18 protein-coding genes are annotated in these 26,626 nt (G+C 58.1%); 8 read left to right on the top strand and 10 right to left on the bottom strand.

Going from position 1 to position 26,626, the window contains the following annotated elements; genetic code table 11:
• From IGS51_RS05765 to IGS51_RS05750, 4 genes are all read right to left on the bottom strand, one after another.
• Nucleotides 1-2,157: CHASE2 domain-containing protein (locus IGS51_RS05765; protein ID WP_297077050.1), on the bottom strand; the 2,157-nt coding region annotated here is incomplete at its 3' end.
• A gap of 10 nt (nt 2,158-2,167) precedes the next feature.
• Nucleotides 2,168-3,364, bottom strand: coding sequence for a DUF1822 family protein (locus tag IGS51_RS05760; RefSeq protein ID WP_297077047.1), 1,197 nt, complete (start codon nt 3,362-3,364; stop codon nt 2,168-2,170).
• Complete coding sequence (locus IGS51_RS05755; protein ID WP_297077044.1) at nt 3,361-4,719, bottom strand: hypothetical protein; 1,359 nt, start codon at nt 4,717-4,719, stop codon at nt 3,361-3,363. Before IGS51_RS05755 ends, IGS51_RS05760 begins: the two co-directional genes overlap by 4 nt.
• 433 nt (nt 4,720-5,152) lie before the next feature.
• A complete protein-coding gene (locus IGS51_RS05750; protein ID WP_297077041.1) occupies nt 5,153-8,596 on the bottom strand; it encodes a CHAT domain-containing protein in 3,444 nt (1,147 codons plus the stop codon).
• A 332-nt stretch (nt 8,597-8,928) separates the two neighbouring features.
• Between IGS51_RS05750 and IGS51_RS05745 the strand changes: the two genes are divergently transcribed.
• From IGS51_RS05745 to IGS51_RS05735, 3 genes are all read left to right on the top strand, one after another.
• Nucleotides 8,929-10,092 carry an FIST signal transduction protein gene (locus IGS51_RS05745; protein WP_297077039.1) on the top strand — a complete coding sequence of 388 codons (1,164 nt, stop codon included), beginning with the start codon at nt 8,929-8,931 and terminating at the stop codon, nt 10,090-10,092.
• Nucleotides 10,093-11,271 (top strand): ATP-binding protein, encoded by a 1,179-nt coding sequence (locus IGS51_RS05740; RefSeq protein ID WP_297077036.1) that lies wholly within the window; start codon nt 10,093-10,095, stop codon nt 11,269-11,271.
• Nucleotides 11,272-11,339: 68 nt separating this feature from the next.
• Nucleotides 11,340-12,746, top strand: a complete 1,407-nt coding sequence (locus IGS51_RS05735; RefSeq protein ID WP_297077033.1) for a hypothetical protein — start codon at nt 11,340-11,342, stop codon at nt 12,744-12,746.
• Nucleotides 12,747-13,779: 1,033 nt separating this feature from the next.
• Here IGS51_RS05735 and IGS51_RS05730 read toward each other — a convergent pair.
• On the bottom strand, nt 13,780-14,505 hold the full coding sequence (locus tag IGS51_RS05730; RefSeq protein WP_297077030.1) for a Bax inhibitor-1 family protein: 726 nt from the start codon (nt 14,503-14,505) through the stop codon (nt 13,780-13,782).
• Nucleotides 14,506-14,999: 494 nt separating this feature from the next.
• On the opposite strand from IGS51_RS05730, the gene IGS51_RS05725 reads away from it, so the two are divergent.
• Complete coding sequence (locus IGS51_RS05725; protein ID WP_172357015.1) at nt 15,000-15,782, top strand: RNA polymerase sigma factor SigF; 783 nt, start codon at nt 15,000-15,002, stop codon at nt 15,780-15,782.
• Nucleotides 15,783-15,903: 121 nt separating this feature from the next.
• Here the strand turns inward: IGS51_RS05725 and hydA are convergent, their stop codons facing one another.
• From hydA to IGS51_RS05700, 5 genes are all read right to left on the bottom strand, one after another.
• Complete coding sequence (gene hydA, locus IGS51_RS05720) at nt 15,904-17,325, bottom strand: dihydropyrimidinase (RefSeq protein ID WP_297077025.1); 1,422 nt, start codon at nt 17,323-17,325, stop codon at nt 15,904-15,906.
• Between the two features lie 300 nt (nt 17,326-17,625).
• A complete protein-coding gene (locus tag IGS51_RS05715; RefSeq protein ID WP_297077022.1) occupies nt 17,626-18,201 on the bottom strand; it encodes a hypothetical protein in 576 nt (191 codons plus the stop codon).
• Nucleotides 18,202-18,352: 151 nt separating this feature from the next.
• Nucleotides 18,353-19,012 carry a glycerol-3-phosphate 1-O-acyltransferase PlsY gene (gene plsY / locus IGS51_RS05710; protein WP_297077019.1) on the bottom strand — a complete coding sequence of 220 codons (660 nt, stop codon included), beginning with the start codon at nt 19,010-19,012 and terminating at the stop codon, nt 18,353-18,355.
• A 6-nt stretch (nt 19,013-19,018) separates the two neighbouring features.
• Complete coding sequence (locus IGS51_RS05705) at nt 19,019-20,392, bottom strand: MlaD family protein (protein ID WP_297077016.1); 1,374 nt, start codon at nt 20,390-20,392, stop codon at nt 19,019-19,021.
• A gap of 174 nt (nt 20,393-20,566) precedes the next feature.
• Nucleotides 20,567-20,944 carry a translation initiation factor gene (locus tag IGS51_RS05700; RefSeq protein ID WP_297077013.1) on the bottom strand — a complete coding sequence of 126 codons (378 nt, stop codon included), beginning with the start codon at nt 20,942-20,944 and terminating at the stop codon, nt 20,567-20,569.
• An 864-nt stretch (nt 20,945-21,808) separates the two neighbouring features.
• Here IGS51_RS05700 and IGS51_RS05695 point away from each other — a divergent pair.
• The 4 genes from IGS51_RS05695 (at nt 21,809) to IGS51_RS05680 (ending at nt 26,390) form a co-directional block, all read left to right on the top strand.
• Nucleotides 21,809-23,197, top strand: coding sequence for a hypothetical protein (locus tag IGS51_RS05695; protein WP_297077010.1), 1,389 nt, complete (start codon nt 21,809-21,811; stop codon nt 23,195-23,197).
• 120 nt (nt 23,198-23,317) lie between these two features.
• On the top strand, nt 23,318-24,556 hold the full coding sequence (gene trpB / locus IGS51_RS05690; RefSeq protein ID WP_297077007.1) for a tryptophan synthase subunit beta: 1,239 nt from the start codon (nt 23,318-23,320) through the stop codon (nt 24,554-24,556).
• Between the two features lie 21 nt (nt 24,557-24,577).
• Entirely contained in the window at nt 24,578-25,207 is a 630-nt protein-coding gene (locus IGS51_RS05685) for a ribonuclease D (RefSeq protein WP_297077004.1), read from the top strand.
• Nucleotides 25,208-25,364: 157 nt separating this feature from the next.
• Nucleotides 25,365-26,390 (top strand): alpha/beta hydrolase, encoded by a 1,026-nt coding sequence (locus IGS51_RS05680; RefSeq protein WP_297077053.1) that lies wholly within the window; start codon nt 25,365-25,367, stop codon nt 26,388-26,390.
• Nucleotides 26,391-26,626 lie beyond the last annotated feature (236 nt).

The following is a 26,626-nucleotide window of genomic DNA, read 5'->3' as shown; positions in this document are numbered from 1 at the left end:
GGGGATGGGGACGACCAGCCGATGGGCGAGGTGGTGGTGGGTCATGTAGGCGTGAGCTTCGCCGCCTGTGAAGTGGGTGGCGGGGTGCAGCGTGCGATCGCGCCAATAGCGCAGGGCGGGCGGCGGCACCAAGTTGTCGGCTCCATCGGGGGCCAGCCCGGCCGCTTCGTAGCCCCCTGCGGCCACGATCACAATCGCGTCCCTAAAGTCGGGCAACGCTGCTGCATCCTGACGCAGCGACCAGGCAGGGATGGCGGTAAACGCTCGCTCTGGCGGCAGAGACAAATCAAGAATCGGCTGGAGCCAGTGCTGCCAGGCATCGTAGGACAACTCGGTGATCGGGTGCAGCGTAGCCCGTGGGGACAGATTCAGCTCGTGGATCTGCGGGTAGCGGCGAACTTGGTCGGCTAGGGGCGGCCCCTGGAGCGTGGGCTGTGGCCCGAAGAGCGTCCCTGTGCGTTGCTGTTGACGGAGCCGTTGGGCCACGACAAGCTGGTGGCTAAACGGGCCGGGGCGATCGCTGCGGGGGCGATAGGGCTGTACCCGTCGCCAGGGCAACCAGGCATCTCCCAACAGAACGCGGTCTGGATCGATGACATTGGGATGGGGCGGCAGCCAGCGGCCGTTCTGTCGCACTGTGCCAAACACAAACCAGGTTTGCTGCTGGGCGATCGCCTCGGTCAGAACCCTGTTCAGTTGCTCATCCTGCTCCGGCTGAGCCAGATCGAGCAGGTAGTCGATGCCCACGACGGCCGCACCTCGATCGACCAGCGCGGCGACAATATCAGCCACCATCGCCCGGTTGATTGGGTGGTAGGTGGAAATATCCCACTGGCGGAAGCTTTCGCCATCGATCTGCACCAGCACCACGGCGGATGGGTCGTCGTCTCCCAGTTGCCCGGTGAGGTCCCGATAAACCGCCTGGGCCAGCACCCGCCGATCCAGCAGCCAGGCCTGGGGCGAAACTGGAAATTCCGTCGGCGGCAGCGTCGGGATCAGGCTCACCAGCGCCAGGGCCGCGACGATCCGGGCTTCGCGCCAGGTGGGTCGCCAGCGCCGCAGCCGCGATCGCCAATTTCTGGGTTCCAGGCGGTAGGGCACGGAGGTTGGGTGGCGAAACAGCGACGGCACTAGGTAGGCCGAGGGATAGGTCAGTCCTTGCTCGGCCCGGAGCGTTCGGCAGGCCTCGTGGAGCGCTGCCTGTACGTTTTGCCCCTGAGCCAGCCGTTGCAGCAGTTGTTCCAAAAAGAATTGGGCCACTTCGTTGTGAATCGGCTCTCGCATAATGGCGACCTGGCTGAGACCGAGGTTAATCAACCCCTGGGCAATGTCGAGGCCGCTGCACGAGTTAAACAGGGCAAACTGGAGTCCGCGCTGTTGGGCCGTTTGCAGATAGGGGGCCAGGTCTTTGAGCGCGAGGGTGGTGTTGGGGGCGATCGCCACTTGTCCGCCCACCAGGGCCGCCTCATTGCTGTGGCCCGCAAAAAACAGCACGTCCCACCCCAGTGGATCGGCGATCGCCTCACACACTCGCTGCTTCAAGGCAATGGGGTCTTCTCCCGGTTGCCAGCCCAGGTATTGAACCTCCAGGAGTCGCCGCTGGGCATTGAGGGCCTGCCGTTCGCCGCTAAAGTTCAGCCCCGTTTCGTCGCCCAAAATTGCCAGCACCCTAGCCTTGCTGCGTCGGCCAGTGGGTCGGTGGGCTGTGGTGGCTCGGATCGTGGCGGGCGATCGCACGATTTGCACTGGCGCACCCAGTTCCCAGGTTTCCCAAGGCAGCCGGGCCAGATCCAGCGGCGTGCAGGTGAGAAACAGTTCCGCAACCCCTTGAGCCTGGGCCGCCGCCACGACTTCCTGGCGCAAATCGTAGAGATCGCCCTGTTTCAGCCAGGTGTGAAACTCCGACAACAGCCGCGCCTCTGCCTGCACCAGTTGGCTATGCCAGTCGATCGCGGGGGCGACCACCTGCCCTGCGCCCCCTGCCCGCCCCCGCAATGCCTGCTTGTAATAGCCTAGGTAGGCCCGCTGCCAGGCTGCGTAGAGCGACAGCAGTTCCTCTGGAAAGACCACACTGGCGGTGAGCCGCTGCCCCTCGCCCCAAGACAGGTCAAACAGACAGCTTTGGTCGATTTTGTGGACGGTGAGGCGATAGACCATTGCTGCCCCCTCATGCTTCGGGATGAAACACAAAGGGCGGCCAGCTTAGGGTCGCCCCATCCGGCAGGGTAACGGAAACCCTGAAGGCTTCCTCCCAGGTGCCAAAGACCTGGGCATAGAGGTGGTTTGCGCCTGAACCCGGAGAGAGGGTGCTATCGGCCAGGATCGTTTCGGCATCGCGCACCACCAGGCGCGTCCCCGGCAAGATCTGCTCACCGGGGGTCGGCCCCAGCACCAACAGCAAACACCATTCCGGCTGGGAGCCTTCCAGATGCGTCCAGGTGAGGGCACAAAGGCGCAGGGGCACGCCCGCCCGTTGCAAATCTGTATAGGCTCCCCTAGCCGTGGGGGGAATCACCACCCCAGCCGGTTCGAGCTGACGCAGCACGGTGGCCAGAGTTTCCGCCGGGCCGTGGCTCGACCGCAGCGCGGGGGACATCACCAGCGGCGGCAGCAGCGCCCAAGTCAGGGTGCTAGTCACGGTGTTGGCCAGGGTATCGAGGCGATCGCCCAGCCAGCGCCACACATTAATGGCCTCCTGGGTTGGGGAAGCGGCTTGGGGCAGTTGACCCCCTGTTTCCAACTGGGCGGGGCTGAGGCAGTTGAGGTAGAGCAGAATTTCCTCAGGAGCCGTGTCGAAGCAGGCTACGGGGATGAGGGATGTGCCGTTGGGGTGTCGAAGGAGCGCGTCTTGCTGGGCCAGCAGGCGATCGCGCCGCAGACCGCCCAGAATCGTCACCTGGTCGGTCTCTTCTCGCACCTCCACCAGCAGATATAGATGAGCAAAGGCCTGGACATCTTCTAGAGTACGTTGTGGAAGAGGCACCTGGCCATCGCTGAGGGTTCCCTGGGGCACAATGCAGAGGCGAAACCCGTTGACCGTTCCCTGTACCTCCGAACCCGGCGGCTGGGCTGGGTCGTAGGTCAGCGTCAAGCCTGACACGCCGTCCTCCAACCACTGCTGCACGCCCCGCAGCGCCAGCGCCCGCAAAAATGTCATCCACTGCTGCTCTGGGGGCACTTGCTGGCAAATCTGCACCGCCCAGTCCACCGCAGCAGGGGGCAGCACCACCGTTGTCGGTTGCAGCGGTTCAAACGCATAGTCTGAGAGTTCGGTGGAATGGCGCATGGGGTGCAGGCTCAGAGAGGGAATAGAGACAAAGGGGATGGAGACAAAGGGAATAGAGGCTATTATCCGTGGGTTCATGGGGTTTGACCTGTCAGAAAGGTGTGGATTTCGGCGCAAAGGCGAGCGGCAAATCGACTCCTGACCTTGCGGGGTTTGGGGGACTGGGCCTCGGCGGCCGCATCGGCCATTAGGGTGTCTACCTGCTCAGACAGGAGGGTTTCTAGGGTGGCATCGAGGGTTCGGAGGCGATCGGCAGATACCAACTCTGCTGCTTCTTGCCGCACCGCTGCGGTGAGTTGGGGAATCAGGAGATGGCGCACGTCCGCCCGCAGCCGCTTCAGATTCAGCAGACGTGTGACCTGCACTTGAGAGGTTAGCCCGATGCGGGGCGCAATTTGGGTCATGGAAACTCCCTCGCAGAGGCGCAAGTGTAGCCCCTGGACATAGGGCCCATCCTGGGGCGGGGTGCGGCGGCTCAACCGAGACACATTGGCGGCGATCGCCTCCGCAATGGTCTGCCCAAGCAACTGGTCGAGGGCCTGACGATAGCGGCGGAGAAATGTGTTGGAGTCGTCTTCGGCCTCAAAACGGGTCTGAGATCCGCCCAGGCGCTCTAGCTCGCCGTCGTCCTGGGGCTGGTAGATTTGGGGGTTGCCGCTGCGGGCGTGGATGCGGTACTGGCGCAGTTGGCTGGCCAGGTGTTTGAGCTGGGCCTTGACCGCTTTGGGGCTGAGGGACGGCATCATTTCCTGGAGTTGGGCAGGGGTCGGTTCGGGGCAGCGCCCGGTTTGTCCAGTCTGTCGCTGGCGGAGGCGATCGCGCTGATACACCGCCTGATAGCGAGCCAGGAGTGCTACGGCCTGGTCAATTTCAAAGTCGCTCCAGAGGTGATACTCCCTCAAAATTCGCCGCACCCGCTCCCCCTCGCTGTCATTCAGAATGGCCCAGTCGCTCGCCAGGTAGATGCCCTTTTCCAGCAGCAGGCGCGTCAGGGCTGGGTGGCTCTTGGTCAGCAAGTTGCACCAGGTGCCTAGGCTGGCTTTGGCGGGGTCAAAGCTGGTGAGGATCTCCAGGCTGAGGGGGCGATAGGTGGGTTCGGCGTGGCCATTGTCATCCAGCACCAGCGGAAACAGATCGGCTGCCTCCAGTCCGTGGCGATCGCCGTAGCGCTGGGCCAAACTGACGCAGGTATTGCGAATCTGATGGGAAATCCAGCAGCGCAGGCTCATCTGGGCCAGGTTGTGACCGCTGTCTTGCTCCTGCCATACGCCCAACAACGCCTGTTGCAGCCTGCGGTCTGCCCCCTCCAAATCGAGCAACGCATCAGAATAGGTGTCCTCTAGCCAGGTCTTCACGGTAGGCAGTTCTATCGGTTGGGGCTGGCCAGTGCTGGTCAATCGCACCAGTTGCCAATAGCGGAAAACGTTATCCATGAATCCTGTGACCGAATCAACAGCAGCATTTCAATAGCAGCATTTCAATCGAAGATGCGACCCCGCATAAACCATAGCGTGACCCTGCGCGTGGGCTTTGTTCTCAGAAATCCAGCCCCTCAGCTCCCATCCGTCTGCCTAAAAACTAAAACAGTGGACTTTTGCCCTAACTTCCTCCTTAAAGGGGGCTAGGCTACCGTGTCCATACCAGTCTTCTATGCCTGAGTGGCGATGCTGTGATCCCCCCTAACCCCCCTTAAATAAGGAGGGAACCGAGCCGCTCCGGAAGTCCCCCCTACCAAGGGGGATTTAAGGGGGATCTTGCAGCGCCTGACGCAAACCATCGAGATGTGTGTACACAGTAGAGACCTAGGGAGAGATCAGCCCGAATCTTTGGAACAGTAGTTCTCTGGACTCAACACCTATTCAATGTTCAGAGCCGCTCCATCGGGGTCCACTGTCCTGAGAGGAAAAAGGCGGCCCAAAAGTAGGGATGGCGATGGGCGGGGTTTTGCAGCGCCGCAAGCTGCACCTGACGCAGGGCCGCGCTGCGCCCGGTTCCTTGGGCCAGGCGTTGATAATATTGCTGCATGAGGTCAGCCGTGCGGCGATCGCCCACCTGCCACAGGCTCATCATCAGGCTTTCGGCCCCCGCAATCACAAAAGCCCGCCGTAAACCATAGACCCCTTCGCCATCGGCCACATCCCCCAGCCCGGTTTCGCAGGCGCTCAGCACCACCAGGCGCGTTCCCCGCAGGTTCAGACTCGCCACCTCCAGGGCCGTGAGTACGCCATCTTCGCCATCGCTCTCCCGCTGGTTAAAGCCCGCCAGCGCCAGCCCCGACCGCAGCAGTGGATTTTCGACCCGATTGGCGGACTGAGGAACTGCTTCAATATCTGCTTCGGGCGGGGGAATGGGGACATCCTGCAAAAAGAATCCATGCGTTGCCAGGTGCAAAATGCTCGGCCCCTGCACTTGCTTGAGGGCGTTTTCTGTGGCGTTGGCCTCGGTCAGCACCACTGTACTTTCTCCCAGCCAGGGGCGGATGGCTGCAACTTCTAGGGCGCTACCCGCCAGCGGCCCAAACCGCAGACTGCCCATATCGGGCGATCGCGCTCCACCGCGACTCGCCGCCGCAACCTGAATCACCCCTTGAGCATCCGCAGTCTCAAAGTCTGGATTCGCAAACACCACCGGCGGTTGCTGACTGGGGGCCGAGTGTTGCATCCTGAGCAAATCGCGCCCACTGGTGAGATAGGTCAGGGCATAAGTCTCGATCAGATAGCGATTTTGCCCATCCACCAGCGCCGCAAAGGGCACCAGATTAAGCTGGCTATCGGGAGAAATCAGCACATGGCTGGCGTTTCCCAAGTGGGCCCGGACGGGCGCAAACACCATCTGGTAAAGCCTCTGGGCGACAGGTTTCAACTGCTCAGGCTCGTAGCAGGGCGTGGCCCGCCGTTCGCCACAGCGCAAAAATTCCAGGAATCTCTGAACTTGGTCGTCAATGGTGGCGGCATCGCCCAAATCAGCCCAGCGCACCTCACCTGACGGCAGCAGCACGTAGGCCGCATAGCGGGCATCGCCAAACCCCCTATCCTGCCAGCTTCCCAGGTCACGACCTGGCTTTTGCATTAGGGGATTGCGGGGGTCAAAGGGGCGATAGCGCACATACTCCACCAGCGCGCCATCGGCGGGAAGGCGGGCCTGAATATCTGCCAGTTTCACCAGCGGTGCATCACTGGCCAGGGACGCGCTGCGACGAGCCAGCACTGCTTCGATCTCGTTCATCTGGCTCCGCAGCGCCCTCAGTTGGGCTTGCGCTTGGGGAGAAGCCCCTTTTTCTCCGAAGGTGATTTCTGCAATCTGCCGCCGCTGTCGATCCAGTTCGGACAGCAGCCGCTGGTCTTCGGGGTTGGGGTTTTGCTCCAGTAGCGCCAGGGTGGTGATGCCTGCCTCCAGCACCCGCCCCTTGCGCCGCAGCAGCGTGGTGGCCGCCAGTTGAGCCGCCTCCGGGTCGTTTGGGGCGGTCTTCAGATGGAGCGAAATTGCGTGGTTCAGCGTGTTGGCTACCGAGGCTGCATAGCGCTGCCGCCCAGCCTCATTTAGCGTCGCCAGGTTGCGGTCAAACGCTTGCTGTTCTAAAGCGATGCCTGCCTGCAAAACCTCCAGAGCGGCTGGAATTTTTCCCTGCGCCTGGTATAGACCCGCGAGGTTGTAAAAAATAGGCGATTGAACAAGTGACTGGAAGGCTTGCAGAGAACCGCTATACAAAGTCTCCGCCGCAGCTAGCGCCTGGCGGTAGAGGCGCTCGGCCTCGTCATAGCGACCTTGACTGTGGAGCGCCAGCGCTAAGTTATGCAAGTCGCTTGGATGATCGGCAGTGGCCCCGTTTGAGGCAGCCGTTTGCCCCTCATCTGCTAGATGGAGAACTGCTGCGTCTTGGTCACGCCCTTGGGCGCGATAGAGGGTGGAGGCTGCTTCTAGAAAAATCGCCCGTTCTGAAGATTCGTTGAAGCTTCTGGCGATTTCAACCATCTCCACCAGCAACGGTTCTGCCTCGTCGTAGCGCCGTTGAGCCTGGTAAACATTGGCCAGAGATAGGAGTGCGTGGGCGATCGCCCGCTGTGCCAGGAATACCGCCTCCCTGTCCTGGGGGGTGAGCGTTGCCAGAGCCGCCCGGTCCAACGCCAGCCCTTCTTGATAGAGGGCGGCCGCCCGCGCCAAGTCACCCCGCTGGTAAGCCATCGCAGCAACGCCGTCGATCGCCTGAGCCAAGTGCTGAGGATTGGGGCTAGGCTGTGCCCGCAAAATCTCCAGGGCTTCGGCATAGGCGCTTTCCGCGTCGGACGAGCGCCCTAGGACACTGTAACTCGCGGCCAGTGCAATCAGATACTCAGCAACCTCAGGGTGGCGATCGCCCTTCTCAGCCCGCAACCTTGCCAGCCCATCCTCTAGCCTGGGAGCTGCAAAGGTAAACAAACTGTCCAGCGAGAAATCAGCATCCCTGGGCACCCGGTTATGTTCTCCCTGATGGGTGGGGGCGTTTGCGGTGCTGCCGCTGGCGTTGCCCCACCACAGGCGATAGCGCCCCGTGCGGCCCGCCGTCCGAGACCCCACCGTCACCTGATAAGGGCCAGTGTCTTCCAGGGACACCGTAAGCTGAGTCGCTCGACCACTGGCGGCTGCAACAAGCCCCCTCTGGCGGCTAAACACAAAAATCAGCAAATCATCGAGATCCTCGCTCGTGACCGCAAGGTTGACCGTCTGCCCCGCTACGCTGTCAAATTGGTGGATGTTGAAATAGCCCCCCGTCAGCGGCAACCGGGGCAACTGAGACAGCGGCACATTAGAAAGCACTGGCTCAAACAATTCCAGATAGTCGTGACGGTTGGCCTGCAAGCTGCGGGCATCGAGTTGCCCAACCACGCTTTGAGGAAAAGTCTGGGTCAATTGGGCGATCGCAGCGGGCGCAATCGGCGTGCCCTTGCCCCCACGGGTCATTAAGCGAGCAATGGTGTGATAGCTTTCGGCTTCTTCATGGCGATCCAGCAGGCTCAGCAGCATCGCCACCTGGTTAAACCCGTGGGGAATATTGGGATTGGTCGATGGCAACACCTGTTCCAACACCCGCAGCGCCTGCTCAGCTCGATCCAGCGCCGCCTCATAGCGCCCCTGGGCATAGAGTCGATTTACCTCCTCATACAGCCGTTCGGCATCTGCCAGCGTCGGCTCTGCTGGCGAGCGGGCCACGCGGGGTGCGGCGATCAGTTCGGGCGATCGCCCCGTAATTGCAGGCACAAGCGCAAGTCCTGGCATCTGTCCGCCCAGGAGCCACGTCAGCAGCAGGGCTGCCGTGCGGTCGGGTTGTTTCATAGCTCACCTCGCTAATGCAACATTTAGGCACGAGTTAGGCACGGAATCTTCCCTGCATAGGCTAAACCATGTGAGAGGCAGTTGTCGCGAAAAACCTGTTAAAAACTCATGCAAATCTGCGTTTTTTAAGGAATTGCCTAAGTTGTTTGGAGTTCCGCCAACTGGCTGACCTGTTGCCGATGTCATCAGCGTTTGCCAAAACTCATAATCTGAATAGTTACACGGGCTGATGCCCTTACTGCTGCGTCACTAGGGATAGCACTCCCGGTTGATTCCCGGCAGCATGGGGTTTGTGCGGCCTCCAATACTGGTCAGTTTCAAAGGAGAATGCGGTGTTAACGGTTGCCATCGGCCATAGCGACGATCCGGATGCATATGCGGCTGCAAAGGACGTGATTGAGCAGTGTCAGACAGAGCTTCAGGGGCGATCGCCCCAAGTCGGCATCCTGTTTGCAGCGCTCGATTTTGACCACAGCCTCATTCTGGAAACCCTGAGTGCGTCTTTTCCAGGGATGGTCGTCGTCGGTTGCACCACTGATGGTGAACTGTCGTCTGAGCTAGCGTTTCAGCAAGACTCGCTGGTGCTGATGGTGATCGCCTCGGATACTCTCGCCATCGGCGCAGGCGTGGGTTACGACCTCTCGCAAGATCCTGAAGCGGCGATTCAGCGGGCGATCGCCCAGGCCCGCAGCGGCCTGAACCTCCCTGCCGATGCGGTTCCGTCCCTCTGCCTCACGTTTCCTGAAAGCCTAACCTACGATAGCCCCCTAGTTGTTGCTCATTTGCAAAAAGCACTGGGCGACTCGGTTCCTCTCTTCGGCGGCTTTGCAGGCGACCAAAGCCAGTTTCAAAAAACCTATCAGTTCTACGGCTCCGAAGTGTTGACGGATGCGATTCCCATCCTGCTGTTTTTTGGAGACCTGAAGCTGGGTCATGGCGTGGCCCACGGCTGGACACCCACGGGCGAAAGAGGAACCATCACCCGCGCTGATGGGCATCTCCTCCAGGAAATTGACCACCGGCCAGCGCTAGAGTTTTATCAGCGCTACATGAACGATTTGTTGCCCTCGACCGAGTTTCCCCTGGCCGTTTGGGAAGAGGGCGCAGATGGCTATTATCTTCGAGCTTCCATCGGCTTTGATTCAGAGACAGGCAGTATTCAGGCTATTCCCCTCTGGCCCCAAAACGCCCAGGTGCAAATTGCTCGAAGCAGCCGGGATGAAATTATCGAAGGCGCACGCACTTCTATGCAGGCGGCTTTGGCCAGCTATCCAGGACAGCGCATCGAGGCCGTGCTTTTGTTTTCCTGCTGTGTGCGTCATACGCTGTTGGGCCTGCGGACCCAGCAAGAATACAAGCTGGTTCAAGAAGCGCTGCCACAGATGCCAGCCACTGCCGGGTTCTATACCTACGGCGAAATCGCTCCACTGACTCCAAACACGACATCCCGGGCGCATCACTCCACGTTCGTTACTCTGCTGCTAGGAACCGCTTAGATGGATATAGCCCACAAGCTTGTTGCTGTTCCCTCTGTTGCATCGGCTCAGAATTGCATCAGTGCCACGCCCCTGCGGTCTGTTGAATGTCAGGAGAGTTCCGAACCGACTCCAGCGCAACGGCTGGCGGCGCTAGAGAAGGAGAACCGGATTCTTCGCAAGAAACTGGAACGCTCAGAGCGCGATCGCCAAATCCTTGAAGCCAATATGGATCGCTCTGAAAACCTCATGCGGAATGTGATTGCAGAACTGGAGGCATCGAGGTCTTCGTTGGCGCGGCGCGGGGAAGAACTGGAGCAGACCCTCTCACAGTTGCAGCAGGCGCAGGTTCAGCTGATTGAAGCTGAAAAGATGTCGGCGCTGGGAACGTTGGTCGCGGGGATTGCTCACGAGATTAACAATCCCGTGGGTTTTGTGCATGGCAACGTGAACTACACCCAGACCTATGTCCAGGAACTTCTGCGGGTCATTGCCGCCTATCAGGACGCTTATCCTATCCCAACTCCTGGTATTCAGGCGCTGCTGGAGGAGATCGATCTGGAGTTTTTGCAGCAGGATGTAGCCAAGGTGCTGCAATCTATGCAAATGGGCACCAAGCGGATTAGCGATATCGTGCGATCGCTCCGCACCTTTTCACGCCTCGACGAAGCAGACTTTAAAGATGCAGACCTGCATGAGGGCTTAGAAAGCACCCTGATGATTCTGCAACATCGGCTCAAGGCCTGTGGCGACCTGCCCGAAATTGAAATTGTCAAAGATTTTGAGCCGCTGCCCTTGGTCGAATGTTATCCGGGTAAGTTAAATCAAGTGTTTATGAACCTGCTGGCCAACGCCATTGATGCGGTGCAGGAGCGATATCGCCAGGCAGCGGAGCCGAAGCCAGCGCCAAAAATCACGCTAAAAACCCGTCAAACGAGCGATTCAGTAGCAATCCATGTGATTGACAATGGCATCGGGATAGCGGAGGGCGATCGCCCCCGGTTGTTTAATCCGTTCTTTACAACCAAGCCCGTTGGCCAGGGCGTGGGGTTAGGACTATCAATTAGCTACCAGATTGTCGCCGACCAGCATCATGGTCAGCTTTTGTGCCGCTCCAAGCTGAATGAAGGCACAGAGTTTATTATCCAAATTCCTCGCCGCCAGAGCCGTCCGGCAGCCACAAGCCCACTCGGACAGTGATGCCATTTCCCAGTCATCCCAGAGAAATGCGATGATCGAGGCAAGTCCCTGAAACTGCCTTCCTCTGCATGAACTCCTGGCTCAATATTCCCCTGATTTTACTCATTCTCGGTGGGCTGATGCTGGCGCTGCGGCACTGGCAGCAGACGGCGCGGCCCAATCCAGAACTGGTGCGGAAGCTGCTGCACATTCCGATGGGGATGGTGACGCTGACGTTTCCCTGGCTCTTTGAGTCGGTCTGGCAGGTGGCGGTGCTGGGCGGACTGGCGATCGCCTGGCTGATGATCTTGCGGCTCTATCGACCGCTGGCGCAGGGGTTGGGGTCGGTGCTGGGGGACGTGGGGCGGCGATCGCTCGGCGAGGTCTATTTTCCGCTGTCGGTGGTGATTTTATTTGCCCTCACGCCGGGCCAGCCGTTGCTCTATGTCATTCCGATTTTAATCCTGGCGCTGGCCGATGCGGCGGCGGCGCTGGTGGGGACGCGCTACGGGCAAATGCGCTACGTTGCCACTGAGGGCTACAAAAGCACCGAAGGATCGCTCAGCTTCTTCATGGCAACGTTTTTTAGTGTGCATGTGCCGCTGCTGCTATTTAGCGAGGCGGGGCGACCCGAATCGCTGCTGATTGCCACAATCTTGGGGCTACTGGTGATGCTGATCGAGGCGATCGCCTGGCAGGGACTCGACAACCTCTTCATTCCGCTGGGCAGCTTTCTGTTATTGCAAACTCATTTGGCAATGGATACGCCCGCTCTGGTCGCAAGGCTGATTGTTCTGGGCGCACTGATCGGGTTTCTCTGGCTGTGGCGCGGTCACACAACGCTCAACGATGGGGCGCTATTGGGAGCGGCGCTGGTGGGCTATTTTTGCTGGTCGGTTGGCGGCTGGCCGTGGCTGCTGGCTCCGCTAACGCTGGTGCTGTGTTATCCCTTGCTGATCTATCGCCCGACGGCACAGCAGCCCCTCAGCCCTGCCGAAAAAGCCGTCATGATCTGGCAGCCCACAGAGGACGATTCACACACCTGGACGCGCATTCACAATGTCTACGCTGTGCTAAGTGTGGCGGCGGCGGGGCTGGTGTGGCTATTTCTGGCGCAGACCTTTGACCGGCCGCAACTGATTTATCCCTATACGCTTGCCTTTGCGGTGAATCTGGCGGTAATTTGTGTGGCGGGACTGTCGCCTGTGCGCTATTGGAGCCGTCGCCATCAGTGGCAGGTCGTGCGACACATTCTGCTGAGTTGGTTGCTGCTGTTTGGGCCGCTGTTCATTCTTCAGGGAGCCTCGACCCGTGCGATCGCCGCTGCACTGGTCGGTCTGGTGGGCACGGCGCTGGGGGCGATCGCCTTTTATCGCACACAGCCGCTTTTGCAGCAGCATTGTGCAGAGTCACTGCGCTGGGTCTATCGGGCGCTGTTCACAACGCTGGTGTCTTGTTTGGGATTGGGGGCGATCGCCCTTGGCACGGGCGGGTAGCTGCACAGCGGGCAGAGTCTCAATTTTCTTGATGGGAATTTTACGGAATTTCCCAGAACCCCTGACAAAAGTTTACTGACTTCCCAGTAGGATTTTCAGTAAGGCTGAAGTCTGTAGATGAACGTTTGCTGATAAGCGTCTGCCGATAAACATCTGCTACTGATAGTTGTCGAGGAATCAGTCTAGCGAGAAATCAGTTCGCAGAAACTCTTCGCTATCTTATCTCTCATTTCACTTGAGACGTGCGAAGCCTCAGGCTACTAGATCCAAGCCTTGCCCAGTTCCTGAAACTCTCACGACAAAACACGACAAAACCAGGTTCACTCAGTGCTGGACGGGATCATCCACATCTCGCTAGATGTCTTTGCTGGTGATTCCCCGCTAAGCATCTGAGTTGACCCGGTTTGGCTCCTTTGCTCAACTCCTTTGATGTTGATTGACGGATACTTCTATGCAACCCTCCACCGCCGCACAACTGAGTCAAGTCGCTGGGCAGATCATTGGAATTGGGGCTTTGGGTGTGGCTCTCACTGCCCTGCTGGAACCAACCGTTTCTGCTGTACAATCCTGCAATTTCTACGACTGTTCTGGTGTCGCCGCAAATATCTGCAATTTTAGGTTTTGCCCAGACCCAGGACTGGCGGATTGCCTGTTTGGTCGGTGCAAAGTCGCCACGCCAGATACGGGACATCCCGCCTCACAAGTGCCTGCGAATCCGCAGTATGACACTCTTCTGGAGGATACTCCGATAAAGTAAGGATTTGTCGGCGTAAGGATTCATCGGCGATCGCCCGCCAGATTGTCGATGAACAGTATCGGGGTAGCCTATCGGCTCGCTCTGCGCTACAGCAAAGGGCGGAGCTTGCAATGGCATTTCCCATCAAACCTGCATTTGCCCAATTATTATCCAGTTGTTATAAAGTGCAGGCCGACTGCGTGCGTCTACCGAAAAGGCTTGCTCTGCACAACGCTTGCGTCATGGATTGCGTCATGGATTGCGTCATGCAGAGTCAAGCCTTTACCTTCCTTGACCTTAATCCCGGTTGAACGCAATCAGCAGGCGCAGAATAAAGACAAACAAATTGATGTAGGTCAAATACATCGACAGCGCCGCAGGTAGATATTGGTCATCACGATACGTGCGGGGAAGAATGTAGAAATCTACTACTGCCGCCCCTGCAAATAGAAACACGCCAAAGGCAGAAATGCCAATTTCTAGAAAAGTAGGCGTATACACTCCGAACAGAGCCAGCAGCAATTGCCCAGCCAGGACGACCAGCAGGGCAATCATGCCAAGCTGGACAGTTCTGGTGAGCGCCATGCCGTCCTGATCCGACAGGTTAGAGCCGATCTGCCGCGCCACAATGAACGTTGCGCCACAGCCCAAGGCAGCCAGCCCAATCCCGGCAACACCGACCCCAGAGGTTCCCAGGGCAACCGCAATCAGCCCAGTCAGCGTGTAGCCCGTCAGCAGGCTATAGGTCGCTAGAAGGGGCAGCGCCACACCGTTGTTGCCTTTTTCTGCGACACTCCGCGCCACAAAGAAGAGAACCAACTGGGCAATCAGCGCTGCAATGAAAGTCGGCATGAACAGCGCAGGACTGTTTTGCATTACGCCCAGCCCCCCGTAGGTTCCCAGGGCCGTCAGCACCAGCCCACCCCCGACGTAGGGCAGGGCATTGCGAATCACATTAGGGCCAACCAGGGCATGAGTCTGGGCCTTGCGAATGGCATCTCGAAAATTACTGGTGTTGCTCATACGTACTCTGTTAGTCGCTGAAAGGTTGTGATGTGGAACAGTTGACGAATGGAGTTAGCTCATTCCAGGTTACTCAAAATCCGAGGATTACGCCCGGCAACTGAAGTATGGAATCGTTAACACAATTGTTAACGCAATTGTTAACGCAGTTGCAGTCTTTAAGTTCGGGACTGATGCACCCGCGATAAGTTTTCTGAATTTTGAGCGACTGCTCGCAGGATGCGCCCGCAAGCAGTCGCCCCACTGCGTAAGTCCTAGAGTTGATGCCTTGATTTTAGGCGATTTGGCGGATGTTAGCCGGGGTTGGGCAAGCGCTTTCCCGTAGACTTGCTGCCTCACAAACCGCAGGCAAAGGGGGCGGGTTTTCAGGGAAACTCCGTGTTTACGCTGACATACCAGAGGGGTACGCTGTTCATTCCCGTGAAATAACGATGGTTTCACCCCTCGCCAGTGCGGACAATGAGCCTAAATCTTAGAGAACAGGTACTTCCCAGATGACGGCTACTCAACCTTCTCTCCGTTCCCACAGCATGGAATTGCTGATGGCTTATCAGCAGAACAAGTCGGTGAGCATTCGCAATCAGCTCGTGAAGTTGAATGCTGGTCTAGTTCGCAAAATTGCCCACCGGGTCAGCCATCAGTGCGCCGAGCCTTACGAGGATTTAGAGCAGATTGGCTATCTGGGTCTGATTCGGGCGATCGAGCGGTTTAATCCCAGCCAGGGCTGTGCCTTTAGTTCCTTTGCAGTGCCCTATATTCGCGGTGAGATGCTGCACTTTTTGCGCGATCGCGGCAGTGCTGTGAAAGTCCCCCGCCGCTGGCAAGACTTGCAAAAAGAGGGGCAGCGCGTGCGAGCAGAATTGGTCAAAGATCTGGGTCGCCAGCCGATGGATCAAGAAATTGCGGAACACATGGGCATTTCGGTTCACGAGTGGCGCGAAATCAAGATGGCCGTGCGTAACCGCCTGCCCCTGAGTCTAGACGCAACCGTTCAGCAGGTCGATTCCTCCATCACCCTCGGCGAAACGCTGCCCGATGTGCGCTACCAAGCGCTCCAGCGCCTCGAAGAAGACCGTCAGCAGCTTCAGCGGGCGCTGAATCAACTGGAAGACAAGACCCGCGCGGCGATTGAGTTTGTGTTTTTTAGCGACTTGTCTCGCAAGGAAGTGGCCGAGCGCATCGGCGTTAGCCCGATGACCGTAACGCGCCGCATCCAGCGTGGACTGGAGCAGATGGTGTCGTTCCTGCAAATGCAGACGATTCAGACGGGTTCCTAAGATTTTATAAATCTTTCAAATCTCTTGGGTTTGGTTGAGTTCCGTTCTGAAAATCGTTAACAAGCCGTCTCTATGACCAGTCCTCCGGGGCTGGTCATTTGTCATTTGGGGGACTTTTTGCTCAGACGCGGCCGGAGGCCGATCGCCGCTGGAATTGCCCCTGTCCGGCGCGACCCAGCCAGCGATCGCCCACCACAATCAGTTCACCCCGTAGGAATACTTTCTGCACCTTGCCCGTCACTTCGCGCCCTTCGTAGAGCGAATAGTCTACGTTGGAATGCTGAGTGCTGGCGCTGAGGGTGTGGCGCTGGTGGGGGTCAAACAAGACGAGATCGGCATCGCTGCCAACGGCGATCGCCCCTTTGCGCGGAAACAGCCCAAACATCTTGGCGGGGGCGGTGGAGGTCAACTGCACAAAGCGATTGAGCGAGAGGCGACCCGCATTCACGCCGCCATCGTAAAGCAGGTGCAAGCGGAATTCGACACCGGGCGCACCGTTGGGAATTTTCTCAAAGTCGTCGCGGCCCATCTGCTTAGACTTACGCAGTCCAAAGGGCGACTCGTTGTAGCAGAAGGGGCAGTGGTCGGTGGAGACGATTTGCAGGTCGTCGGTTTTCAGGCCGCGCCAGAGGGCGTGCTGGCAGGCGTGCGATCGCAGCGGTGGGGTCATCACGTATTTCGCGGCTTCAAACCCAGGGCGATCGTATTCCGAGTCATCCAGAAACAGGTAATGCGGACAGGTCTCGGCGTAGGCGGGAATGCCGCGATCGCGGGCCTCCACCACCGAGTGCAGCGCCTCCTCGGCTGACAGATGCACAAAATACACCGGAACCTCCGCCAGTTCTGCAATCCGAATGCCCCGGTGGGTGGCTTCGCCTTCCAGGATGCTGGGGCGCGTCAGCATGTGATATTTGGGTGAGGTGTTGCCCTGCTCTAGCGCCTCCTGGATCAGCGCTTGAATTACGCTGCCGTTTTCGGCGTGCAGGTTGATCATGCCGCCATGCGCCCCGACCTTCCGCATGGCGCGAAAGATGTCCGCATCTTCCACCATCAGCACGCCGGGATAGGCCATAAACATTTTGAAACTGGATACGCCCTCGTGGTTTACCAAGTCGGGCAGTTCCGCCAGCGCTTCTGGCGTGACGTGGGTGAGGATGATGTGAAAGCTATAGTCCACACAGCACTGGGGTTCGGCGGCGGCAAGGCGGCGATCGAGCGCCTGTTTGGGCGTATCGCCCTGTTTTTGGAGGGCAAAGTCCACAATTGTTGTCGTGCCGCCAAAGGCCGCCGAGCGCGTCCCGGTTTCAAAGGTATCCACGGTTTGCGCTGCGCCCAGGTCAAATTCCATGTGGGTGTGGACATCAATGCCGCCGGGAAACACGATCAGGCCGCTGGCATCGTGAACGGTGGCGCTGTCGATGGAGAGGTCGCGGGCGATCGCCTCAATTCGCCCGTTTTTCACCCAAATATCGGCTACATAGTCATCCACCGCCGTTACAATCCGCCCGCCCTTGATCAGCACCTCAGACCACACTTCAGACATTGCCGCACTCCTTTGGGAAAGGGGCTGATTTAAACTGCCGAAGGCTGGCGCTCCTTGCGGGAAACGCCAACCTCGAAAATCCGCCCTAGACTCTGAGTTCTACACCATTTCAAGCAGTGAAAAGACAGGCGAAATCAGTTCTTTACGACTCGTAATCTGTCGTTGCAGAAGGGAGGTGTGGAAACAAGGGATAAGACAGAAAATGGCGCTGGCTGAGTGAGATCTACAAGCAGCGCAGACCTCACTCAGCGGGGCAACGCGACAGCTTCAGAAACCGCGAATCAGAAACCGCGAATCTGGCTATTGCTCCTGTCCAGACAGGGCGGAACGGCCCATCCCGCGGCCCATTCCCCGGCGATCGCCCCGATTTGGGCGCAGGTTTTCGAGCTGCTGGCGCTGCTCTGGAGTGAGGACTGCCTCGCTCTGGGTGCGGGCATTTTCCATGATGGTGCGGATTTGCTGACGCTGGCTATCGGTCAGGTTCAGGTCGGCAAAGGGTTCTGGGCGAGGCCCGCGTCCTGGGCCACCGGGCCCGCCTGGGCCACCGCCCTGTTCCATGCGTTCGCGGCGAAGCTGCTGGCGCTGTTCTGGGGTGAGGTTGGCAAATTCTTCACGGCGGCGCTCCATCTCGGCGCGGCGGCTTTCAAGCTGCTGGCGCTGTTCGGCGGTCAGCACAGCTTCGATCTGGCGACGGCTGTTTTCTCGGATGGCTTGGAGTTGCTGGCGCTGGGCATCGGTTAAATTCAGCCGCTCTAGCGGGCCAGAGCGGGGGCCGCCCATGCCGCCGGGAGGATTGGCGATCGCCGCTAGGGGTGCGAATGCCATCACACCAGCCGCGATGCCAGCCCAAAGAAACGCCTTTCGATTCAGTTTCATAGAACCTCCAAATGGTTAGCCCAAGGAACGATTACACTACTTGGGGGATGGTTTAATCCTATGAAGTGTAAGGGGGCGATCGCCTGAGGCAAAGGTCACGACCTGAAGCATGACTTTGGTCACAGGGTCGGTCTATTTTCTACAAATGCTTCTACAAATGCTTTTGTCCAACTTTTGGCTCTGTGCCTGCTAGGAGGCGCTGAATGTTTGCCCGGTGGGTAATCAGGACGTAAATGCCTCCGGCGATCGCCAGCAAGAGGAAGGGCAAGGGCTGTCTCAGGGCAATCATCCACAGCGAGGCGGAAATGGCTCCGGCGATCGACCCCAGCGACACGATGCGAAACAGCGCCAGCATCAGCAGAAAAACGGCCGCCACGCCCAGCCCCACCTGCCACGACAGCGCAAACAGCACGCCCAGCGCGGTTGCCGCCGACTTGCCGCCTTTGAACCCAATCCACATAGATTTGCTGTGGGCAATAATAGCCACCAGCCCAGAGAGCATCGCCGCCCAGGGGAGCCAGGTTCCCAGCGACAGTCCGTTGGGCAGGGGCAGCGCGGCGATGCTGGGCAGGCTGTAGACATAGCGGGTAAGGGCGATCGCGGCGATGCCTTTGAAGATGTCGATCAGCAAAACGGCGATCGCCGGGCCACGGCCCAAAATCCGCAGCACGTTGGTCGCGCCTGTAGACTTCGAGCCATATTGCCGAATATCGATGTTTTTTAGCAGCTTGCCTGCCCAATAGCCCGTCGGCGTGGCCCCCAGCACATAGGCCGCCAGCAGCACCAAACCCAACACCAGCCAAGCGTTCATAGTGAATTACTCTGGCAAATTTGTGTTTACGGTTCTGAGCTTATCAGCAGATGGGGCTTCCGTGGCGGAGAGCGATCGCCCCAGTCGCGCAGGCTGGCGAACGGCAGGGCGTTGTGCGGCAGGGGTAGTGCGGGCAGCGGCCGCAGCAGATGAGGCAGAGGGCGTGGCGATTGGTGCAGCAACAGGGCTAGATTCTGGGGACTGGCGCGTGGCTTGCACCTCTGGCGAGAGCGGAGCAGTGGGCTTGTCTCGCAGGGCGATCGCCGCTGGGGTCAAGAGTTGCTCTAGCTCGACCTGCTGCTCGAGCTGCTGGGCAGACGACAGCAAATTGTCCAAACTCCGCAGCAAATCGCGGACGGTGTTGCGAAATGTCGGATCGCCCGTCAGTTCGTCTAAGTCTGCGGTAATCTTTTCTGCATTTTGAAACGTAGCGCGGGCCGAATCTAGCGTTTGCTGGAGCGCCAGCGCATTTTCAGGCGTGCCGATTGCGTCCGTCAGGCTCCGCAGTGTTAGTGAGGCACGGGCCGCATTGTCCGACAGCGCCTTTAGGTTTTGCACAAAGGCGCTATCGTCTACGAGCGGCGTGAGTCGAGTCGTCAGCAGGCGCACCTGGTTGCTGGCTTGCTCCAGGTTAGACAGCGTGCCGCTGATGGCGTAGCGATTGGTCTCCAGCAGCGAGTTGACCTGGGCAGCGGTGAGGCCGAGCTGAGTCGCTGCGCCGCCCACCGATGTTGTGGTTCGATTTGCAGACCCCGCCAGCGTCCTCAGTTCCAACTGCACAGATTTTGCCAATTCAGTCACCTCGCCTGTCAGCGTTGTCACGCCCGCCGCCGCTAGGGAAGAGTTGAAGGTCAGCGCTTTCAAGTTTTCGATTAGTTCTGGATCGGAAAACTGGTTAGACAGGCGAATCGTGGAGCTAATCAGCGCGTCGAAGGTTACGCCCACTTCTCCAGGCAGGCGATCGCCATCACAGATAATCCCGCTCCCCGGACAATCCGCCGCCAGCGGATTGGTCGCCACCGCCTCCACAAACTCCTGACGGGGCACAATGTCAATCGCTGTTTCCCCAATCAGCCCCGCCTGGTTGGTCTGAATTGCCGAATCTCGCGGAATTCGCACCGTCGCAGGCGAAATCTGAATTTCCACCTCCGCAAACTGCGGCCCCGGCCGAATCTTCCGCACCTTGCCCACGATCACGCCGCGATACCGCACCGGGGAGCCTTCCACCATGCCCACCACGTTCGGAAAATCCACCACGGCGCGATAGCTGCGATTCCCCAGGCTCAGCCCCCGCAGCCACAGCAGCAGACTGCCGAATATGCCCAACGCCAGCAGAATCAGTAATCCAACAGAGCCTTCTCGAATGGTTCGCGATCGCATGAGCTTATCCTACAAACCAGAAAAATCCCCAAACCCGCTTTGCGAAAAACCGGGCATTCACTCGAACCAGAGTACTCTAAATCTGGCAAATCGGGGCGAGAGAAGGGGGAAGAACGAAGAGGGAAGAGGGAAGAGCGAAGAAGTTTCTTTTTTTCTTTTTTCTTTTTTCTGCCTCTACCCCCCGCTCACCTTCGCCCGATATCCCAACTTCACCAACACCTGCACAATCTTTTCCCGATGATCTCCTTGAATCTCGATTTCCATGTCTTTTACCGTGCCGCCTGCGCCACACTGAGTTTTCAGCGTTTTCAGCAGCGTCGCCAGCGTTTCGGGCCTGGTCTGAAACCCGCTGATCACCGTCACTGTTTTGCCGCCGCGACCTTTGCGCGAGGCCTGTACGCGGATCTGCTGCTGGTTGGGCGGCAGTTCCTGCACCGGACGCTCCATTGCTGCATTCTCAGAAGCACCCGTGCCAAATTCCTGCCAGACGGTTTTATCCTTCGGCGTTTGACCCGTCAATTTTGTGCCCTTCTTGCGGCTTGAGCTATCCATAACGACTTAATCTAGCTGAATCTAAATCTACTCAATATCTACTCAACTTGGTTCATTTAATCGATCCAAGATCGATCTCAATAAGGTTGGTTTCAGGGTCGAGCTAGGGAATTTCTCTGCCAAATTTTAACGTCGCTCCCGATTCACAGGTACATTGCGATGCGGCCATTTGCCATGTCAAAAATTGCATCAGATTAGTCCACCTCAGTAGAAAATTGAAGGGTTACCCCACTGCCGCAGTATTCAATATTCAACCCAAATTCAGTATTTGTGCTTAAAGAATCAGCTGAATTTCAAAAAATAAAACAGCTTTACAATAAAAACACTGAAAGTCTCAGTATTTCTCTGGAATGTTGTTGTACGCTGACAGAAGTTCAAGGTCGAAGGTAGGGAGTTTGCAACTCAATAAACTTCAGGTTAAGCTGCCCAAAACTTTTTCTTAAAGTAAGAAACTGTCTGGAACCTCAATCAACTGGGGCAGCCCTCCGGAGAAATTTCCCAGAAGGGCGATCGTTCCCTTTGCCAGAGGGCGACTTTGGGTGACTGTTGTTTTGCCATTGCATATCTTCTTGGCCCAGAGAACTACTTCGGACAAGGCTCACGCACAGCGGGCAATTTCGCCTAACTCTTAGTGCCAAACTTGCAATGCCAAACTTGCGATGCCTAACTTTTAGTGCCCAGCTTTCGTGCTGCTGAGCCATTGACCTGCCGTTTAGTACCCCCAAAGTCATGTCAATTAGCAATAGAGATAACACCCTCAGAGGTGCCCGCAATTTCGGAAGACTGGACAACCGCAGCAGGCGAATCAATGGATACGTCGGCTCTAGAGACCTGGTTGACTTTGCAAAATTCACTCTGGGCGACGTGCGCGAACTCGTTCTCTCGATTGGGCGAATCGCCAACCGCGCTAGCAGCGCTCAGGTCACCCTCCGAAACGCCCAGGGTGCTGTCATCCGCAGCTTCAACACAGGCCGCCAGAACATTACTTTTCGATCCGAATTTGCCCCTGGCACCTACTTCATCGGTGTCCGGCGACTACGGGGCGAAGTCAATTACAGAATTACCGCTGCCGCCCGCCCTGCTGGCTCCAGCGGCCCCGGCATCCCTGGCGGCCCGGGCATCCCTGGCGAACCTGGGGATCGCCTCGATACTGCCCGCAGCATTGGTGTTCTCGCTGGCACTTACACCGACTCCGAGTTCGTCGGCACCACTGACCCCGCAGATATCTACCGCTTTACGCTCAACGATGTCGCCAACCTCCAGGCGCGGGTCACGGGCACCGCTGCCAACACACGGGTCGAGCTAATTAGCGATCTCAATAGCAATGGACTAATCGACAGTGGAGAGGTCATTGCATCTGGGACAAACTTTGGTGCGCCGTTTTTGTCTAGAGTCACAGAAGACTTGCCCCAGGGCACCTACTTTCTCCGAATTACGCCTACCAACAGCAATAACTCGACACCATATCGGCTTGAACTAGTCGCCACGCCTTTTGGTGGATTGCCCAGCAATCCAGGCAGCACGATTCCTACAGCATTCAATTTGGGTGCCTTCTCTGGCACGTTTATCGGCAAGGAATACGTAGGCAGGTTGGATGAGGCCGATTTCTATCGGGTGACGCTCAACGACATTTCAAATATTCAGGCCAGCGTCAGAGCAACCTCCGTCAACACTCGCGTCCAACTGATTCGAGACCTAAATAACAATGGCCTGGTTGACAACGGTGAGATTGTGGCATCAGACACGAGTTTCAGCTCGCAAGTCCTCTCCAGCATCAATCAAGATGTTCCCTCTGGAACCTACTTCATTAAGGTAGAGCCACGAAGTCCTGGTCAGTCCACGCTCTATGAGTTGAACTTGGTGGCTACGCCCTTTAGCGGCACGCTACCTGCTGATCCCGGAAACACCCTATCAACCGCCAGAGATATTGGCGTTCTGTCCGGCACGTTTACTGCAAGGGAACACGTTGGCTTTTTAGACTCAGACGACTTCTATCGATTTACGCTCAGTAGCCCTGCTACCCTCCAGTTTCGAGTCACAGGGGCCTCTGCCAACACCAGGATTCAGTTGATCCAGGACATTAATGGCAATGGAATCATCGACAGTGGAGAAACCATAGCAACGGATACCAACTTTAGCTCCACGTTTTTGTCTACTATCACTCAGAGTTTGGCAGCGGGGACATACTTTGCGAGGGTGTCTCCAAGAGATGCTGGCGTGTCTACCAACTATTCCATCAGCTTGGTGGTTTAGGTCTAGGAATGTTGCAGGAGTGATCTAGTCCGGCTGCTGGTCTGTTCCCCAAAGCCCTAGCCACGGCAGACAAGCGGCCGGATAATGAAGGCTGTAAGTTCTCTAGAAATTGGTGCTGTTGTGACTCTGACTCCGCTTCCCTTTAACCAAACCTCAGTTCAGCGGCCGGATGCGCTTGGCCGATATGGCAAATTTGGCGGCAAGTATGTGCCGGAGACGCTGATGCCCGCGCTGAGTGAGTTGGAGGCGGCGTTTTATCAGTATCGCGACGATCCGGAGTTTCAGGCAGAGTTTCAGGCGCTGCTGAAGGATTACGTGGGACGCGCCACACCGCTGTATTTTGCGGAGCGGCTGACGACGCACTTTGCCCGCCCCGATGGCAGCGGCCCACAGATTTATCTAAAGCGCGAAGACCTGAACCACACGGGCGCGCACAAGATTAACAACGCGCTGGGGCAAGTGTTGCTGGCAAAGCGCATGGGCAAGCAGCGCATTATCGCTGAAACGGGGGCGGGGCAGCACGGCGTGGCCACGGCGACGGTGTGTGCGCGGTTTGGGCTGGCGTGCATCATCTATATGGGTGTGCATGATATGGAGCGGCAGGCGCTGAACGTGTTTCGGATGCGGCTGATGGGGGCGGAGGTGCGCCCGGTGGCGGCTGGCACGGGCACGCTGAAGGACGCCACCTCGGAGGCGATCCGCGACTGGGTGACGAATGTGGAAACGACGCACTACATCCTGGGTTCGGTGGCCGGGCCGCACCCGTATCCGATGATTGTGCGGGATTTTCAAGCCATCATTGGGCAGGAGACGCGGCGACAGGCGCAGGAACAGTGGGGTGGCTTGCCGGATATTCTGCTGGCCTGCGTGGGTGGCGGCTCCAATGCGATGGGACTGTTCCATGAGTTTGTGAATGAGCCGTCGGTGCGGATGATCGGCATTGAGGCGGGCGGCGAAGGGGTGGATTCGGAGAAGCACGCGGCGACGCTGACTCGCGGGCGGGTGGGCGTGCTGCACGGCGCGATGAGCTATCTGCTGCAAGATGAGGATGGGCAGGTGATCGAGCCGCATTCCATCAGCGCGGGGCTGGATTATCCAGGTGTGGGGCCGGAGCATAGCTTTTTGAAGGATTCCGGTCGGGCGGAATATTACAGCATTACCGATGCGGAGGCGCTGGAGGGGCTGCAACTGCTGTCGCGGCTGGAGGGCATCATTCCCGCGCTGGAAACCGCCCATGCGATCGCCTATCTCAGCCAGCTTTGTCCGCAACTGGAAGGCAGCCCCCGTATTGTGATCAACTGCTCCGGGCGCGGCGACAAGGATATGCAAAACGTGGCGAAATACCTGGATTTGCAATAGTACCTGGACTTGAATTAGGGCATGGCGTTAGACGAGTTTCAGGTGTTTGATGAGGATCTGTCGGCGGAAGCGCTGGCGGCATATTTGGATGCAGAGGCGATCGCCGTTGACACGGAGACAATGGGGCTGCTGCCCTGGCGCGATCGCCTTTGTGTGGTGCAGCTTTGCGATCCTGCGGGGCGCGTGTCTGTCGTTCGCATCCTGCGGGGACAAACCGCCGCCCCCCACCTCCAGCAGTTGCTAGAAGCGCCGCAAATTACCAAAGTCTTTCACTTTGCCCGCTTTGACATGGCGGCGTTTCAGTACCATCTCAACATTGCGGTTCGTCCAGTTTTTTGCACCAAAATTGCCAGCAAGCTGGCCCGCACCTACGCCCCCCGGCACGGACTCAAGGAGGTGGTGCAGGAGCTAGAGCAGGTGGAACTCGACAAAACCGCCCAAAGCTCTGACTGGGGCAACGCGCTAAACCTGTCGGAGGAGCAACTCCGCTACGCCGCCAATGACGTGCGGTTTCTGCTCAGCATCCGCCAAAAGCTGGCGGAGATGCTCCAGCGCGAAGAGCGGTTAGCGTTGGCAGAATCTTGCTTTCGGTGTCTCCCCACCTTCGTGGATCTGGATTTGCTGCACTACGAGAACATTTTTGAACATTAATTGGTAAAATAATCAGTAGATTTACCGAGTCTTGAGTCTCGATTTCAGCACTCCAGTTCTCCGGAACAGTTCCATCCCCCGACTCCTGAGGCCCCTGAACCCAAGTATTCACCCAGACTCCCCATTGGCCCCACTCTGGGGATAGGATGGAAGTATGATGAATGTCGTCGATGTCCTGGGCACCCCCCACGCCTACGAGCGAACTGCTCCTACCCAAACACCGATAACCCTGGTTTTTATTCACGGCTGGCTGCTGAGTCGTGCCTATTGGCAACCCGTGATTCAGCAGCTTGCGCCGAATTATGCCTGCCTGTCCTACGACTTGCGCGGGTTTGGCGATTCGCAGCCGGGCCGGGCAATGTTGTCCCGCAAGGCAAGCGCCAATGCTTCTTTTGGGTCTGCCCAAACCAGCGCTTCGAGGGAATCCACGAATCAGTTGCCCAGCAGCGCTGGGGGCGGCTTTGTCCCTGCAACGGCTGCGCCCCCCACTAGGGCGATCGCCCCACAGCCTCGACCGGGCTACACCCCCAGCGACTATGCCCGCGACCTAGAGCAGCTCCTTGAAACCCTAGATATCTCCAACGTCTGGCTGGTAGGGCACTCCCTCGGCGGCAGCATTGCGCTGTGGGCCGCAGACCGAATGCCCGATCGGGTGAAAGGCGTGGTCTGCGTCAATTCCGGCGGCGGTATTTACCTCAAAGAGGAATTTGAGCGCTTTCGGGCCGCGGGGCAGCAATTGGTCAAGCTGCGCCCCCGCTGGCTCTGCCACCTGCCGATGGTAGACCTGATGATGACTTATATGAACGTTGCCCATCCCATCGACCGTGCTTGGGGACGACAGCGCTTGATGGATTGGGTGACTGCTGACCCGGCGGCGGCCGTGGGCGCACTGCTCGACTCGACGACCGAAGCCGAGGTGCATCGCCTGCCGCAGGTCGTTTCTCGCCTGTCCCAGCCGGTCTACTTCATCGCCGGACAAAACGACACCGTGATGGAGCCGCAATATGTGCTGCATCTGGCCAGCTTCCATCGTCTATTTCAGCAGTGTGGACAGAACGTGGTGCAGCTTCCCGACTGCGGACATTTGGCCATGATTGAACAGACCGACCTAGTGGTAGAACACTTGCAGGCGATTTTGGCGCGGCACGTTGCGGATCAGAGTTTGCAAACGATTGCCGATTAGTTCAGGACTTACGCACTCGCGACATGTTTTCTGGGTTTTGGACAATTTCTCGCAGGCCGCGCCCGCGAGAAGTTGTCCAACTGCGTAAGTTCTATAGTTGCTAGCTAGTTACAGATGGCTCATCAGTGCCAGTTAGCGTTTGTTATTAGCGGTTTGTTATTAGCGGTTTGTATCAGCATTCGTCTTAGAGGATGTTTGAAAAGTCCTACTGTTTGTAGCAAAGCGTGCAAGATCCC

Source organism: Thermoleptolyngbya sp. M55_K2018_002 (assembly GCF_015295965.1).
GTDB lineage: Bacteria > Cyanobacteriota > Cyanobacteriia > Elainellales > Elainellaceae > Thermoleptolyngbya > Thermoleptolyngbya sichuanensis.
This window is presented reverse-complemented; position numbering and strand designations above follow the sequence as displayed.

Excerpts from the sequence above, each read along its gene's own strand:
- IGS51_RS05760 (WP_297077047.1), bottom strand. The coding sequence starts at position 3,364 with ATGAACCCACGGATAATAGCCTCTATTCCCTTTGTCTCCATCCCCTTT.
- IGS51_RS05755 (WP_297077044.1), bottom strand. The coding sequence starts at position 4,719 with ATGGATAACGTTTTCCGCTATTGGCAACTGGTGCGATTGACCAGCACT.
- IGS51_RS05750 (WP_297077041.1), bottom strand. The coding sequence starts at position 8,596 with ATGAAACAACCCGACCGCACGGCAGCCCTGCTGCTGACGTGGCTCCTG.
- IGS51_RS05740 (WP_297077036.1), top strand. The coding sequence starts at position 10,093 with ATGGATATAGCCCACAAGCTTGTTGCTGTTCCCTCTGTTGCATCGGCT.
- IGS51_RS05735 (WP_297077033.1), top strand. The coding sequence starts at position 11,340 with ATGAACTCCTGGCTCAATATTCCCCTGATTTTACTCATTCTCGGTGGG.
- IGS51_RS05730 (WP_297077030.1), bottom strand. The coding sequence starts at position 14,505 with ATGAGCAACACCAGTAATTTTCGAGATGCCATTCGCAAGGCCCAGACT.
- IGS51_RS05725 (WP_172357015.1), top strand. The coding sequence starts at position 15,000 with ATGACGGCTACTCAACCTTCTCTCCGTTCCCACAGCATGGAATTGCTG.
- hydA (WP_297077025.1), bottom strand. The coding sequence starts at position 17,325 with ATGTCTGAAGTGTGGTCTGAGGTGCTGATCAAGGGCGGGCGGATTGTA.
- IGS51_RS05715 (WP_297077022.1), bottom strand. The coding sequence starts at position 18,201 with ATGAAACTGAATCGAAAGGCGTTTCTTTGGGCTGGCATCGCGGCTGGT.
- plsY (WP_297077019.1), bottom strand. The coding sequence starts at position 19,012 with ATGAACGCTTGGCTGGTGTTGGGTTTGGTGCTGCTGGCGGCCTATGTG.
- IGS51_RS05705 (WP_297077016.1), bottom strand. The coding sequence starts at position 20,392 with ATGCGATCGCGAACCATTCGAGAAGGCTCTGTTGGATTACTGATTCTG.
- IGS51_RS05700 (WP_297077013.1), bottom strand. The coding sequence starts at position 20,944 with ATGGATAGCTCAAGCCGCAAGAAGGGCACAAAATTGACGGGTCAAACG.
- IGS51_RS05685 (WP_297077004.1), top strand. The coding sequence starts at position 24,578 with ATGGCGTTAGACGAGTTTCAGGTGTTTGATGAGGATCTGTCGGCGGAA.
- IGS51_RS05680 (WP_297077053.1), top strand. The coding sequence starts at position 25,365 with ATGAATGTCGTCGATGTCCTGGGCACCCCCCACGCCTACGAGCGAACT.